General features: G+C 55.2%; 17 protein-coding genes. 4 read left to right on the top strand and 13 right to left on the bottom strand.

The features are described 5' to 3' along the window. Positions 1 to 231: 231 nt before the first annotated feature. The 13 genes from VV088_RS02455 to VV088_RS02395 all read right to left on the bottom strand — a co-directional run bounded on the left by VV088_RS02455 (position 232) and on the right by VV088_RS02395 (position 10,671). Positions 232 to 1,632, bottom strand: a complete 1,401-nt coding sequence (locus VV088_RS02455) for a M56 family metallopeptidase (RefSeq protein ID WP_334599214.1) — start codon at positions 1,630 to 1,632, stop codon at positions 232 to 234. Positions 1,633 to 1,640: 8 nt separating this feature from the next. After that, positions 1,641 to 2,000, bottom strand: a complete 360-nt coding sequence (locus VV088_RS02450; RefSeq protein ID WP_334599213.1) for a BlaI/MecI/CopY family transcriptional regulator — start codon at positions 1,998 to 2,000, stop codon at positions 1,641 to 1,643. A gap of 227 nt (positions 2,001 to 2,227) precedes the next feature. After that, positions 2,228 to 3,235 (bottom strand): NTF2 fold immunity protein, encoded by a 1,008-nt coding sequence (locus VV088_RS02445; RefSeq protein ID WP_334599212.1) that lies wholly within the window; start codon positions 3,233 to 3,235, stop codon positions 2,228 to 2,230. A gap of 209 nt (positions 3,236 to 3,444) precedes the next feature. Beyond that, the gene (locus tag VV088_RS02440) at positions 3,445 to 4,080 is read right to left on the bottom strand and encodes an ABC transporter ATP-binding protein (RefSeq protein WP_334599211.1); all 636 of its coding nucleotides are present in this window, start codon (positions 4,078 to 4,080) and stop codon (positions 3,445 to 3,447) included. 1 nt (position 4,081) lies between these two features. Further along, on the bottom strand, positions 4,082 to 4,945 hold the full coding sequence (locus VV088_RS02435; RefSeq protein WP_334599210.1) for a hypothetical protein: 864 nt from the start codon (positions 4,943 to 4,945) through the stop codon (positions 4,082 to 4,084). 2 nt (positions 4,946 to 4,947) lie between these two features. Next, positions 4,948 to 5,778 carry a hypothetical protein gene (locus tag VV088_RS02430; protein WP_334599209.1) on the bottom strand — a complete coding sequence of 277 codons (831 nt, stop codon included), beginning with the start codon at positions 5,776 to 5,778 and terminating at the stop codon, positions 4,948 to 4,950. 5 nt (positions 5,779 to 5,783) lie between these two features. Then, complete coding sequence (locus tag VV088_RS02425) at positions 5,784 to 6,956, bottom strand: hypothetical protein (RefSeq protein ID WP_300764890.1); 1,173 nt, start codon at positions 6,954 to 6,956, stop codon at positions 5,784 to 5,786. A 2-nt stretch (positions 6,957 to 6,958) separates the two neighbouring features. Continuing rightward, positions 6,959 to 8,017 (bottom strand): DUF4825 domain-containing protein, encoded by a 1,059-nt coding sequence (locus tag VV088_RS02420; RefSeq protein ID WP_334599208.1) that lies wholly within the window; start codon positions 8,015 to 8,017, stop codon positions 6,959 to 6,961. Next, the gene (locus tag VV088_RS02415; protein ID WP_334599207.1) at positions 8,007 to 8,495 is read right to left on the bottom strand and encodes an RNA polymerase sigma factor; all 489 of its coding nucleotides are present in this window, start codon (positions 8,493 to 8,495) and stop codon (positions 8,007 to 8,009) included. The genes VV088_RS02420 and VV088_RS02415 overlap by 11 nt, the downstream gene beginning before the upstream one ends. Positions 8,496 to 8,674: 179 nt before the next feature. After that, positions 8,675 to 8,914 (bottom strand): hypothetical protein, encoded by a 240-nt coding sequence (locus VV088_RS02410; protein ID WP_300764896.1) that lies wholly within the window; start codon positions 8,912 to 8,914, stop codon positions 8,675 to 8,677. Positions 8,915 to 8,993: 79 nt separating this feature from the next. After that, positions 8,994 to 9,689, bottom strand: a complete 696-nt coding sequence (locus VV088_RS02405) for a hypothetical protein (RefSeq protein WP_334599206.1) — start codon at positions 9,687 to 9,689, stop codon at positions 8,994 to 8,996. 35 nt (positions 9,690 to 9,724) lie between these two features. Continuing rightward, positions 9,725 to 10,267, bottom strand: coding sequence for a sigma-70 family RNA polymerase sigma factor (locus VV088_RS02400; RefSeq protein WP_334599205.1), 543 nt, complete (start codon positions 10,265 to 10,267; stop codon positions 9,725 to 9,727). After that, complete coding sequence (locus VV088_RS02395) at positions 10,264 to 10,671, bottom strand: zinc-finger-containing protein (RefSeq protein WP_334599204.1); 408 nt, start codon at positions 10,669 to 10,671, stop codon at positions 10,264 to 10,266. The genes VV088_RS02400 and VV088_RS02395 overlap by 4 nt, the downstream gene beginning before the upstream one ends. A gap of 311 nt (positions 10,672 to 10,982) precedes the next feature. Here VV088_RS02395 and VV088_RS02390 point away from each other — a divergent pair, with 311 nt between their 5' ends. The 4 genes from VV088_RS02390 to VV088_RS02375 are packed head-to-tail and all read left to right on the top strand — an operon-like array spanning position 10,983 to position 12,984. Continuing rightward, positions 10,983 to 11,333: a DUF2200 domain-containing protein gene (locus VV088_RS02390; RefSeq protein WP_334599203.1), complete on the top strand. Its 351-nt coding sequence runs from the start codon at positions 10,983 to 10,985 to the stop codon at positions 11,331 to 11,333. A 36-nt stretch (positions 11,334 to 11,369) separates the two neighbouring features. Continuing rightward, entirely contained in the window at positions 11,370 to 11,537 is a 168-nt protein-coding gene (locus tag VV088_RS02385) for a hypothetical protein (RefSeq protein WP_334599202.1), read from the top strand. A 26-nt stretch (positions 11,538 to 11,563) separates the two neighbouring features. Beyond that, the gene (locus VV088_RS02380) at positions 11,564 to 11,965 is read left to right on the top strand and encodes an iron chaperone (RefSeq protein WP_334599201.1); all 402 of its coding nucleotides are present in this window, start codon (positions 11,564 to 11,566) and stop codon (positions 11,963 to 11,965) included. Next, a complete protein-coding gene (locus VV088_RS02375; RefSeq protein WP_334599200.1) occupies positions 11,962 to 12,984 on the top strand; it encodes a hypothetical protein in 1,023 nt (340 codons plus the stop codon). The genes VV088_RS02380 and VV088_RS02375 overlap by 4 nt, the downstream gene beginning before the upstream one ends. The last annotated feature ends 51 nt before the right edge of the window (positions 12,985 to 13,035 follow it).

The following is a 13,035-nucleotide window of genomic DNA, read 5'->3' as shown; positions in this document are numbered from 1 at the left end:
TGTTACGCTCCCATTTTAGCAAAAGGGCGTCCAAATCGCAAGCTGGAATGGATGCGCCGCCTATGTCATGGTGACACAGGCGGCACTTTTGGACTTATCTCCTATAAACGGCTCCACCAAACAGGCAGGGCCAGCGGGACTTTGCTTCCTTTATTGAATGAGGTAGCTGATGGAGAAGCCGGCACTGGTTTTCCCGATGTTTTTCACATACAGAACATACTTGCCCTTTTCTCAGGAGACTTCACTCACGGAGATCCACTGGTACTCCATACCGTTGCCCTCAACCAATTTGACTTGGTACTCTGCGCCGTCTCCCAGCATCGTGCCTGCTTCGACCTCTCCCGCCAGAATGCTTTCTATGATAGGGAGATATTTCCACTTCACACTATTGCTCCCTTTTGAAAGCAGAGATTCCTTGAGGGCAGCATTGTCCTCATCCGCCCAAAACGCCCGCTCCTCTTCCGCTGTCTCAAAGAGCAGGATTTCTCCGGCCTCGACCTTTTTCAAAATCTCAGCCCATTCCTCCGGGGTGAATTTGCGTTCGTCCCCACGGTTCACCGACGCCAAGCCGCCCAAAGCGCTGTCGGTATCCTGCGGCCCAGCCTCCTGGTTGCTGCCCTCGGAAGCCGTGGGCTGGCCGGACGGCAGGGCAGAATCGCTCTCTTTCGCCACGGCCCCCGTTGTAAATCCGGTCGCCATGCCGAGGGTCAGGACGAGGGCAAGTACGACGGCCAGCAACGATGTTTTCTTGTATTTCATAATAGCAATTATCCTTTCTTCTGCGGCGTTCTTACTAAAGTAGCTGTGCATGAAGGAGAAGGGACGGCCCCGCTCCGCCATGTCGATCAGCGAATGGGCGTAGGACGCCCGCTCTGTCCCGCCGAAATGCCGCAGAACCATTTCATCGCAGGACAGCTCCAGGTCACGGTTGAGAAGAACCAGCATCACCCAAACCAGGGGGTTGAACCAGTGGACGCACACCGCGCACAGGGCCAGCAGCTTCCACAGCGTATCAAAGCGGCGGATATGGACGTATTCATGGACAAGGATATAGCGAACCAACTGCTCATTGTCCAAATCCATCCCCTGCGGGAAGATGATGCGCGGCCGCAGGATGCCGATGGAGGCCGGGGAGCTTACCTTGTCAGAGCGGACGATTGCCAGAGGCCGGAGCAGCCGGTACTCCTCCCGCCATTTCGTGATAACGGCGTGGTCTTCCACGGGAACGGCGGCCCTGAGTGCCCGGTAATTCTTTGCCAGCAGGACGGCAAATACCGCAACAAGCACCACTGCGCCAACCATCCACAGGGCAGCCAGCGGGGGAATAGACAGGGCGGCTTCCGCCGGCCCTCCGGCGGCTTCAGGCGATGCCGGAACCTGGGCCTGACCGCCCCAGACTGTCACATAGCTGCCAGTGGGAACCGTCGTGTCCTCATGTCCCCAAAGTCCGGCAAACAGGTTGTAAACGCTCCACCTCGACGTGAGGGAAAAGGGAATCAGCAGCCTTGCGATGACAATTCCCCACAGTGCCAGAAAGCTGGCTTTAGGCAGCCGGTACAGCGTGATGGCGCGGACGAGCACGATGGCCGCGATCAGCACCCCCGCCTGCACGCTCATTTGAACAATATCCATAGGCCCCCTCATTTCAGCTTTTCCACGATCCGCCGCAGACCGTCAATCTCGTCGCTGGACAGCTTCTTCCCACTGACGTAGGCCGACAGGAACAGCTCCGCAGAGCCGTCAAAGAGCTTGTCGATCAGCTCCGTGGCCTCGCCCTGCCGGACGCAATCCTTTGTCACCATCGCCCGGCAGGTGAAGTTGGGTTCGTAGCGCTCCACCGCGCCCTTCTCAATCAGCTTCTTAATGACCGTGTATGTGGTATTGCGGTTCCAGCCGGTCTGCTCCTTCAGAATTTTCACCAGCTGGCCCGCAGTCAGATCGCCCTCCTTCCATAAGGCTTCCATCACTTTCAGTTCGGAATCAAATAATTTCATTTCCATAGCTATGTCTCCTTTGTGACTATCGCGATAGTCATATTAGGATACTACCACACCCATCTGCCATTTGTCAAGACAAAAATGACTATTCCAATAGTCACAAAAACCGGATGCCAAAATCAGGCATCCGGTGTATGGAACTATTTATTTGAGTGAACCGGAACATCCGTTCAGCCTTTGCTCCAGGCTGAAGTTTAACAGCAAATAGTGCCAAAAAACAAATTAAATTGCTAATCTAAAGGCCAAAAACGCCATTTCCCGTCCATTAAGCGTTCATTTTTATCAATGTTCCAATCGTTCTCTGCTTGGATAACAAGACACCGATACTGGGTAAAAGTAAGATCGTCACATTCACTGTAAACGTACATTTTTTTGCGAGTAACCTGCTCTACATCAACCACATGGCAATCCTGATATGGCGGAGTGGATGAATCGCAGAACGAACGTTTTTGGCCAGGGTCTACCCCGCTATATCCGTGCGTTTTGCAATAATCTAAGTACCGTTGTGTTACAAAGCGGCTTCTGAGCTGTTTTCTATCCTGGCTGGCTGCATAAAAATCTCTGACCAACTGCATGGCCTCTTCGGCTGGCTCTTTATCGAAGGACAATTTTTTCTTCCAATTTTGTCTCTGAGCCGCTCGGAACTGAGCGACACCTTCCCGGTCATGGTCACAAATGATAGAAAGCCCCCGGTTGATCGACAACTGCTGTAGGGCGGCTCCCGTCACCTTCGTGTCGCTGATATTCAAAATCAACAGTTGGGGAAAAGAGATCATCAGGGGAATATCAGAGTCCTGAATATTTGTTCCTTGCAAATGCAGACGATTAAGCGGAGAACCAGCAGCTTGTGCAATTATGGAACTTGTGCATTGAGGATTTCCATTCAAAGCAACTAATTCCAGTTTCGCTGTTCCATGGAACCATTCAAAATCACTGTCTGAAACGCCACAATTTTGGATTGTCAGGCATCGGAGCGATTCGGCTACTGACAGAACTGCCAGTGCGCCTGGCTCAAGTTCACAGTCGTTCAGATCCACAAAATCCAGTGTTTTTCCACACTGAGAGAGCGGACGAAGATCTTCTGCTCGAAACCGGACTTTTTCACATGTAATACCTTTGAGTTTTTCGGGCCAAGGAATTTCCAAGTCCTCCGCAAGACCGCTTTTCAAATGCCGGATAATTAAATGCCCACCCTTACAGCAGATGAAGGTCTGCCAATCTGGCACTATTTTTCCCATAAGCTATGTTCCTCCTACTATTCCGATTATAATAGCGATTCAAGATGACTTCAAGGGAAAAGGTGCGTCTGTGTCAATAGGACATGGGCGGCGTGTTTGGATTTATCCCTATAAATAGTTCAACTTACCTACTTGAGCAGCCTGGGATAGTCCGTTTTCCCGTTTACTGCATGACTGTATGCCTCGCACTGAACAGAACATCTAATTACCTATAACCTTGTCAGCACTCCGCCCGCCATTTTGCACACACTGTCACAGAGCAGGTCAATATCCTCCCTGTTGTGGGAGGACAGCAGGATCGTCTTACCCTGGCCCCTCAGCTCCAGCAGCAGTGCCCGGATGTCTTCAACGCCCTGTTCGTCCAAGCCGTTCAGAGGTTCGTCCAAAATCAGCAGTCGTGGGTTTTCCATGACAGCCTGGGCGATCCCTAGCCGCTGGCGCATCCCCATGGAGTATTTGGACACCCGCTTGTCCTTTGCATTTCCCAGTCCGAGCTGTTCCATACAGGCGTTCAACCGTTCTTTGGAGGCCCGGCGGTTGATAGCAGCCAGAAGCGCCAGGTTTTTCAGCCCGCTGTAATAGGGCACGAAACCCGGCGTCTCAATCAACAGCCCCAGGTCCGGCGGGAAGTCCACATCCCGGCCCACCTGGTTTCCTGCCACGATGATCCGCCCAGCGGTGGGACGGATAAAACCGCAGATGCACTTCATCAGCATGGTCTTCCCACTGCCGTTGCGTCCAATGATACCGTGGATTTGCCCCTCCTCAAACGAAACGGAAATATCCCGCAGGATTTGGGCCGTCCCAATGGACAGGCTGACATGTTCTACTGAGATCATCGCCATATCAATCAAACTCCAACATAGAATCAAAGCTGCGCCGCTTTGCGGTTACCCAGGCCAAAGCGGTCATCAGGGCGGCTCCCAGCAGAAAATAGAGGCCGCTCACCCACAGTGGGCAGACTGGAGTGCGGAAATAGGGGTTGTAGTGCAGCCAGATCAGGGCGTGGGCGCAAGGGAAGCCCCACATCCAGGGGCTGTCCAGAATGACGAAGCCAGCCCCCACCAGCAGGAGGGCAGCGTCTGCGGCGACGCCCAGGGAGTTGATCCGCAGCAGGCTTGCCGCCAGCAGGATTGCTCCCATCAGGACCAGGCAAAGGAACAGCAGAAGAAAGCTTCCGGCCACCGCTGCTCCCGGCCCCATCTGCTGATAGAGATTTTTGGGCAGGAGCCCGACGGCGCTTTTTAGAGCACTCTCCCCCAGAATATTCACATAGTCGGTGGCAACGGCGCTCCACCCTGGGCTGGTGATTGGGGCATAGGGCAGGGAACACAGCGCCGTCCCCAGCAGCACCACCCCCAGGTAGGTTCCCGCCGCCATGCACAGGTACAGTAGCTCCCCCAGCACCCAGTTCAGCCGGCCCACCCGGTAGAGCTGGAGCAGGAAGCCTCGATCCATCCGGGGAAAGCCAACCATGAGAATCAGGAAGCCGAGGGGCAGTATGAGCAGAATCAGGGTGGAATTACACAGAGCGGCCAGCGGCTCCAGCAGGTGGAACCGAACCCCAATCTGTCCGCCTGCCTGGGCCAGTGGCTGAATGACCATGGAGTGAATCAATACCAGCAGTACCAGCAGGATGGACATACGGGGATTGGTCAGCCAGAGGGAATATTCCATTCTAGCGTGCAGGACTATTTTCCTTGCGTTCATGGTCACGCCCCCTTGTCAAAGCGCCGGGCCATTGACAGCCGCAGCAGGCCATACACCGCCGCCGCCACGATTCCCCACAGAGCAAGCCGCCAGGGCTGGTGTCCGGAGAAGCATTGGAATACCGAGGTAGGATAGAACATCATCACCTGAAAGGATTTTTCCAGTTCCCCATAGTCAAACAGGCGGTTGGAGAGAGAATCCAGAAGATTGCAGTAAGTATAGAACAGAGCAAAGGCGGCGCAGAGGACAAGGCAGGCGTTTTGACTCACCCCAGCCAGCAGCACTGGCAGAAGCGCCGCCACCATGCCGAAGAAGAACGCTCCCGCCAGCTGTGCCAGGACACCGTTCCAGACCGGGGCGGCGATCCACTGTGCCGTCTCCGTTGTCAGGCCAGGGAACAGCACCCAGCAGCACAGTCCGTACAGCCCATACCCCACTGTGACTACCAGCCCACCGGAAAGCAGGGCGGACAGCCAAAGGCTGAAACACCGCCGGGTCACGCCGCACCGGGGAATCAGGAGGCGCAGGTATCCGTTCCTCCTCTCCTGGCAGAAGGCGGGGATAGACGGAAGGGCGGCGAGGATAGGGGCGAACATCAGGTTATAGGGGCCAATCCCGGCCAGAAACAGATGGTAATCGGAGAGCAGAAACCGGCCGCTGACCTCCTCTGCCGGGTAAGACAGGGCCAGCTCCAGAACCGTGATACTGCGGCCGGCGTCCCAATAGCCCTCTGCGGTGAAGCACAGGGCCCCAAAGAGCAGGGCCGCAATCCAAAAATCCGCATGGACCACCCCTCGATACAGGTCAGTCTGCAACAGGCGCATAAGCTTCATGGCGGTCACCCAGCCTGGTTGTCCAGAATTTGGACTTCGCCCGTCAGGCAGTTCACATAGAATACCAGCTCCCGTTCCTGCCGGTCCTTGGCGTAAAAAGCCCAATATGGTACGGCGTCATAGAGGTCATAGCTGGTGCGGTAACGCTGCACCACGCCCCGGTCGGGCAGACGCTCCCCTGTCTCCTGGTCCACATAGCGGCAGGTCTCCTCCGGCTGATCGGAGCCGGTGATGCTGAGACGGTATTCCAGTGCTACGTCCCGAATCTCCTGGGAGCCGTAGCCGCTGATAGTCTGGCTGAGGATACCGCAGGCAGCGGACAGGGAGACGATCTCCTTGCATACCGTTCCAGGCTCGTACAGCTCTACCATACCGTGGCCGCCGCCGAAGAAGTCCAGTTCGCCGTCGGGAGTTATGCAGGCGGTGACGGAGCACAGTTCCACATCGCCGGTCCAGTCGTTTTCCTCGCTGGGGTCGGGGAGGGTAAAGGTGGGGGAATCCGGGTAACGCCGGGCCACGTCCGAGATTGGGACCCCGTTCCAGCAGGTCTGATAGGATACCTTGGCAAACTTCTCCCCATCGTCACCGGCGCAGACATACAGATACTTGGGTCGCAGAGTGGTCTGGAGATCAGTCTGGGCCAGCCAGTCCGCCGCGAACCGTTCCGCCTGTTCTACCAACGGGCCGTCCTCGCCCACATCGTCCACATTTACATTACAGCTGTGGTCCAGCAGTCCGGGGTCATGGGAATAATGCTCCCAGCCCTTGTCACGGGCGTACATGACGGTGCCGGTACACCAGACCGCCGCATACCAGCCGTTTCCATTCTCTCCCGTCTGGTCGAAGATGGAGGAAAAGGCGTAGGCATAGGTGTCGTCCCAGCGGGATACAGATTGGTCGTCCCAAATTTTGTCGGGAATCCACCAGCGCATCAGCTTGTCTCCGTATTCCAGGTCAAAGCAGCCCACCTCCCGGAGCGTACAGCGGGCCAGGTCCTCCGGTACATATACGGAAATTTTGTCCTGGTGGAAGGTCAGGTTCTCATAGGTTCCCGGTGTGAAGCTGGCTGCCTCAGCCGCCGCCTGATCCAGCGGAGTCAGGTCAGGACCGGCCTGCGTTCCGCAGGAGGGCAGGAGCAGCAAAACCGCCGTAAGCAGCGGGAGCACTCGTCTTTTCATGGTCAGCCTCCTCTCGTAAACAGGCCGGGTCCATAGAAGGAATCCAGGACCATCAGCAGCCGCTGGAGGTCCGCCGGGGAACGGGTGTAGTCCTTGATACTGGCCTTGGGTTCCCAGTCAGCGCCGTTGGCGGCGTTGTACTCCTCCACCAGCGCGGGCAGGACCATATCATTCACGCCGTCCAGCTCCATCCCGACGTTGACGATCATACTCAGATCCCCGTAAGCGGGGCGCTTGAACAGGGAGGACTCCAGATTGTCCACCAGCGCCAGGGTAAGCAGATTATAGCAGGTCACAAGACTGAGCTGTTCGCCTGTGGGCTGCTCCCCAAACTCCAGCGTGACTTCATAAGGATGCTTGTCGGTTTGCAGACTAAACGTATAGCTGCCCAGCCGGTCAGGGAGACGCAGAATCTCCGCAATACGGGCCGACGCGGCGGGATCGCCACAGTAAGGGGCGCGGGCTTCCATCAGCTCCAGGGCCAGCGGGGAGATCACCACGCCATCCTGCCAGAGCAGCCGCCCGGAGACGCCGCCCAGCCACACCTCCTGCACCCCCTCCAGAGAGATTTCCAGATCAGCGTCTCCGCTGGAATACAGGGGCGATACCAGCACATCTCTTGCGTAGATGGAGGCAATCCCGTTTTCTGTCTCCACATGCCAGCCGTGGAAGGCGTTGCCGGACCCGACCGACATCAGGGATAGGTGAAGCGTATCCTCTACCACCGCCGTCTCCGTGATTGCCACGCTCTGAGGTTGGAGCGGTGCGCCAATGAGAAACAGCTTCGCCAGCAGAGCTGTGACCAGAACAACGGCGGTACATACTACTGCGGCGATGATCTTTCGGTTGTTCCGCAGCTTCACCCGCTTCAGATAGTCCACCTCCCTGGTCTGCTCCTCCGCCGAAGGCTCCTGCGCCCTCATAGCGGCCAAGGCAGCGGCACAGGCAGAGCAGTCGGCCAAATGTCGGTCCACTGCCTGCCGGGACTCTACACACAAAAGACCGTCTATATAGTTGGGCAGCAGGTCGCGGACCACGCCGCAGGTCAGATCATTTTTCATCCTCTGCACCTCCGTTTCTCAGTTTTTCTTTGCTTCGGTAAAAGGTCACTCTGGCCCAGTTCTCCGTCTTTCCCAGCACATCCCCGATCTCCCGGAAGCTGAGATTTCCAAAGGCCCGGAGGTAGACCACCTCCCGCTGCAACTCCGGCAGCTGGTGGATCTGCCGCAGAAGGGACAGCCGCCCCTCCTGCTCCAGCACCCCATCCTCCGCCGAGGGAACGGAGGTTTCCAGCGTCGTTTCCAGGGGAACAGGGTCCCGCTGGCGTTTTCTCAGGTGCTGATACCACAGATGCTTGGCAATCTGACACAGCCAGACCGACAGCCTGCAGGAACCGTCGAAGCGGCCAATGGAGCGCACCGCCTGATAAAAGGTTTCCTGGGTCAGCTCCTCCGCCAAGTCCGGGTCGTGGCACTGGGCCAGGAGGAATTTATAGACGGTTTGGGCATGAGCGCGGTAGACAGCATCCATATCGTCCATGAAAATCCCTCCTTTCACCCTATATATCCTATCGGACGGCCATTCGTTACATTCAGGACAAAATTTCTTCCAGGAATATTTTATCCCATTGTACAAACTGCGGGACAACTGCGCAAGACACAGACCCAATTATGAAATGCGCCGCCCATGCCATATAAGCACAGGCGGCACTATCATCCTTATACCTCCACAAACAGCCCTACCGGGCAGACATCCGCAAAGCCGGGGGTGGAGATGTACCAGCAGGCCGGGCCGGTTTCGTCCCAGCTCACCTCCAGCGTGATGTCGTGCCAGCCGTCCGGGAACAGGGCCCGGAAGCACTCGCCGGCGTGGATGCCGTAGCCGTCCAGCAGCAGGCGGGGATGGGGGTCGGTGTCATTGGGGCTGGGAAGTTTAAGCTGACTGATCTTCTTTGCCATAGGTGTGTCCTCCTTTTCCATGTTGTTTTTAGATGGTTGCAGAATAGCACATTTTCTGTGGCTTTGCGGTCGAAATTTGTCAAACCCGCTGGAAGATGATCTGCTTGCGTAGGTACAGATTGGCGATTGCCACCGTGACCCGCTCCCGGCTCTCAGCCGTCAGCATCATGTCCACGATGTTGTCGCTGGTGGTGTCGTTGTCATTGTAGAGGGCGTCCATCAGCTTTTCATCGGTGGAGATGTCCTTGGCCCCCACCTCCGCGCACTTGACCAGCTCGGCGGTAGACAGCAGGGCCTGACGGGACAGGGCCATCACCTGGGCCTCCTGCTTGTTGGGCCGGTCCCGCCGGAACAGCTCCCGCGCCTTGGAGATAGATACGCCCTTTAACACAGTCAGCTTCAGGAATGTTGCCAGCCGCAGGGGCAGGCTCGCGGACAGCGGGGTCACATACAGCCCGCCTAGGAGATCGTACAACGCCTCAAAGCCTGTCTCGCCTGTCCCGGAGGCCACCAGTCCACGGGTGCAGAGGCGGCCCAGGCAGTCCTCCAGCGTCCGGCGGGCGGGGATGATGCAGTCCTGGTCCAGCTTGTTATACTCCGCCTCGATCTGGGAAAAGTCCAGCAGCCGCCAGTTGAGGGCGGTCCATAGGGCCATCTCCTGAATATCCACGCAGTATTCCTGCTGGTTGATGATGATGACCGGGTAGCTCTGGTCCAGGGCGTTGGTCTTGCGGCGGAAGTGGCCCACCGCGGTATAGTAAGTATGAGTATTCATCAAGAAACCTCCCCAAATTTTTGTGATACTTTCTTTTACGGATTTGTGCCGCTATTTTCAACAAGAAACATATCTTTTTTCAGCTTCTGGGCTGCCCGGGAGATCCATGCCCCCACATGGTTGGGCTGAACGCCGTAGAGCTTGGCAATATCCGTCCCGCTGTACCCAGCAATCTTCAGCTCCAGCGCCTCCACACCCAGCTTTGCCACGCCGCTGTATGTCCGCTTGCCGTACTCCAGCACCTGCTCCACGAACAGGCTGCTGTCGCCGTCCCAGGCTGGCGCAATGCTCCGAACCGTCTCGACATCCTCCAGAGGCACCGCTGCAGCGGTCCGGCTCTGGACCTTCCGGCAGTAGTCCAACAGGTGGTTGTGGATGACCGAGATCGCATAGGAGTGGAACTGGGCCCCCTGCTGTTCGTCAAAGGTCTCCGCCGCCCGCCAGAGGGCGATGCAGCCCTCTTGGTACAGATCGTCATACTCCAGGCCGCAGACATTTTCATTGACATGGATGAAGCTGTGAATGACCCAACGGACACAGTTCAGATGGTCCGCGATCAGCTGATCCCGCCTGTTCATGCCGCCACCCCCTTGTGTCCGCCGGCCCTGACGAAACGGCCGCACAGGTCGATGACCTGCTCACAGCGGTACGCCGAGAAGCGCCCAATGTGGGCCTCACTCTCCGGCAGACCCAGCTGTACCTGGAGCCAGCGGTAGGCTTCCTTGCGGGTCATCAGGCCCTGCTCCCAGAGCCGGGTCAAAGCGATGTGGGCCTGACGCCGCTTCTGCCGCAGCAACTTGTCCGCCAGCGTCCCCATAGGCAGGTGGCTGTCCCGGTGAGCGGACACATAGGCGTCGCAGGCAGGGAAACGGGCGCAGACATAGACCTCCTCGCCGGGGGCGGTGTGCTTATGCACCACCGATGCGGGCCGCAGGAATGCCTGAGAGCCGCAGTAGGGACATTTGATGTTGATGCGTTTCATAGAGATACCTTCTTTCTTTTATAAATTTGTGATATGGACGAGAGCCGCCGCAGAGGCATAAGGTCCCCAAAAGCAGCTGATAACAGCCGCTTTCTGTGCGGGGAACCATATTCGATTGTGGGAATGTGCTGGGCTTGTCCGGTTTTCAACTCTCACTTCAATACGCCCCTCGAAATCAGGAAATGGGCCCTCGATTTTGTGAACTTTCTGTAAACAATAAAAGAGCCAGCCCAAACAAGGTTCAGGCTGGCTCATTGCGAAACGATATAGGGTGTGATAGAATACTATATTATCGGCAGGAGCGTGGACGTATGAACAACGACAAAGTATTTCAGATGGATTTTGGGAAGGTCTACGGGCTTCTGCTGGACAAGGCCGCCAGGAAGGGGCGGACAAAGGCCGAGGTGGATGAAGTCATCTGCTGGCTGACCGGGTACAGTCCGGAGCAGCTGGAGACATCCCGCTCCGCTGCCGTCTGCTATGGGGACTTTTTCCGCAACGCACCTCAGCCCAACCCGAACCGAGCGCTGATTAAGGGTGTTGTCTGCGGCGTCCGGGTGGAGGAGGTCGAAGATCCACTCATGCGGGAAATCCGATACCTGGACAAACTGATCGACGAGCTGGCGAAGGGGAAGCCAATGGAGAAGATACTGCGTAAGTAAGTGCAGGGGCCGCATTGTTATGTCAGGAGGAGCAAGGTGGATAGGCAGAAAGATAATATGCTTGTGGCGGTTAGAAAACTGAGCAAAGAAAGTCATGCTGGACTGTTGTTCAGCTACAAGGCATTAAAAAGATTTGACTTTGATTATCAGAAAGCGCTTGCCTATCTAAAATCTGATGCGTTCAAAACTGCCAGTAGGATGTAAGAAATAACAAAAAGGGGGATTCAGCCATGTGGGTATGTCCCAAGTGCGGGCGGTCATTCAAAAATACGGAGCAAAGCCACTACTGCGGGAAGCCCCCGGCAACGATTGAGGAGTATATCGCCGCCCAGCCGGAGGAGGCGCAGGACTATCTGCGGCAGGTGAACGCCGCCATCAAGGCCAGCATCCCGGAGGCCAAAGAAAAAATCTCCTGGAGTATGCCCACCTACTGGAAGGGCCGGAACCTGATCCAGTTTGCGGCGTCCAAGCGGCACATCGGCTTGTACCCCGGCCCGGAGGCGGTGGAGGCGTTTGCCGCCCGGCTGACAGAGTACAAGACCAGCAAGGGCACGATCCAACTCCCCTACAGCAAGCCGCTCCCGCTGGAGCTGATTGGGGAGATTGCGAAGTGGTGCGAGGAGAATAATTGAAAAGTGTGGTGAAAATAATGCGGTATAGTTTGCGTCCATTATTTACTTGTCCTCCAAACTCGGCGGAAGAACTGTTCCAAAAGATTAAACATTGTATCTCTGTTTTTAATCCAGAGTGGGTCAAAAAAATAAAACCAGATTCAGATAAAGACATACGCTATTTGGAAAAATTAGTTATGCAAATATACGGAACGCCACTGCCTGCCTCATACAAAATGTATTTGCAAGAAATGGGGACAGCAGATGGTGGACTTTTTTCAGAGTACTTAACTTATGAAATGTCAAGATTCTATGGGAGAATGGCCTGTGGCGCAGCGGACGAGATTGAAGATTTATTAGATAGATCCACCAGAGGACAAGAAATAAAAGAATCACCAAGCGAACCACCGTATTGGCATTTTGCTCTCTCACAGTTCTCAGGAGAAGGCTGGGGCTTTTCTCCTAGCACTACAATTCCTGATCAAATTATCAAAAGGAACGGCCACTTTGTTGCTTATACCAGCGACACATTCTCCAGTCTGCTATTTTACTTTGCATTTTCATATATGTTTTATAGTGCAACCAGCCACAGCACCAAACTTAATAATAAGACCTTCAAATATCTTGCAGAGTCTTATTCCCCAGAGGCATATGAATGCCATAAAGTTGAATTTTATGTAAAATACCCACAAGAATGGGCAACTCCAGGACATACTGCACTTATTGACTTTTTGAACGTCTTGGAAAAAGAATTTTCTTTTGAAGAGTGCTGGTTCAGTGGATTTAAGAAATTCAATTTGTTTGATATAAATGGTCAAGAGACTTTGTATCCGTGGGAGTTTTCACGATACATTGGATTTCACACTGCATCAGATCTAATAATCAGTATAGATAATCGCTACGCAGCTGGTGAGAATTATCCTACCAGTGGTGGAATCAGGATTATGAGTCAAGATATGCCCTGCACCAAGCAGATTATGGATACGATTTTACAAAGGCTTGAATTATATGATGAAATGTATTCAATCCAAAAATTATAGGAGTCTTATTCCTCATAATCTCCTGTAGTAGATGCCTGTCCGCCTCCCATA

Source organism: Lawsonibacter sp. JLR.KK007 (assembly GCF_036941135.1).
Classification (GTDB): domain Bacteria; phylum Bacillota; class Clostridia; order Oscillospirales; family Oscillospiraceae; genus Lawsonibacter.
The sequence above is the reverse complement of the archived record's forward strand: the minus strand, read 5'-3'. Positions and strand labels throughout refer to the sequence as shown.

Excerpts from the sequence above, each read along its gene's own strand:
- VV088_RS02455 (WP_334599214.1), bottom strand. The coding sequence starts at position 1,632 with ATGGATATTGTTCAAATGAGCGTGCAGGCGGGGGTGCTGATCGCGGCC.
- VV088_RS02450 (WP_334599213.1), bottom strand. The coding sequence starts at position 2,000 with ATGGAAATGAAATTATTTGATTCCGAACTGAAAGTGATGGAAGCCTTA.
- VV088_RS02445 (WP_334599212.1), bottom strand. The coding sequence starts at position 3,235 with ATGGGAAAAATAGTGCCAGATTGGCAGACCTTCATCTGCTGTAAGGGT.
- VV088_RS02440 (WP_334599211.1), bottom strand. The coding sequence starts at position 4,080 with ATGGCGATGATCTCAGTAGAACATGTCAGCCTGTCCATTGGGACGGCC.
- VV088_RS02435 (WP_334599210.1), bottom strand. The coding sequence starts at position 4,945 with ATGAACGCAAGGAAAATAGTCCTGCACGCTAGAATGGAATATTCCCTC.
- VV088_RS02430 (WP_334599209.1), bottom strand. The coding sequence starts at position 5,778 with ATGAAGCTTATGCGCCTGTTGCAGACTGACCTGTATCGAGGGGTGGTC.
- VV088_RS02425 (WP_300764890.1), bottom strand. The coding sequence starts at position 6,956 with ATGAAAAGACGAGTGCTCCCGCTGCTTACGGCGGTTTTGCTGCTCCTG.
- VV088_RS02420 (WP_334599208.1), bottom strand. The coding sequence starts at position 8,017 with ATGAAAAATGATCTGACCTGCGGCGTGGTCCGCGACCTGCTGCCCAAC.
- VV088_RS02415 (WP_334599207.1), bottom strand. The coding sequence starts at position 8,495 with ATGGACGATATGGATGCTGTCTACCGCGCTCATGCCCAAACCGTCTAT.
- VV088_RS02410 (WP_300764896.1), bottom strand. The coding sequence starts at position 8,914 with ATGGCAAAGAAGATCAGTCAGCTTAAACTTCCCAGCCCCAATGACACC.
- VV088_RS02405 (WP_334599206.1), bottom strand. The coding sequence starts at position 9,689 with ATGAATACTCATACTTACTATACCGCGGTGGGCCACTTCCGCCGCAAG.
- VV088_RS02400 (WP_334599205.1), bottom strand. The coding sequence starts at position 10,267 with ATGAACAGGCGGGATCAGCTGATCGCGGACCATCTGAACTGTGTCCGT.
- VV088_RS02395 (WP_334599204.1), bottom strand. The coding sequence starts at position 10,671 with ATGAAACGCATCAACATCAAATGTCCCTACTGCGGCTCTCAGGCATTC.
- VV088_RS02390 (WP_334599203.1), top strand. The coding sequence starts at position 10,983 with ATGAACAACGACAAAGTATTTCAGATGGATTTTGGGAAGGTCTACGGG.
- VV088_RS02380 (WP_334599201.1), top strand. The coding sequence starts at position 11,564 with ATGTGGGTATGTCCCAAGTGCGGGCGGTCATTCAAAAATACGGAGCAA.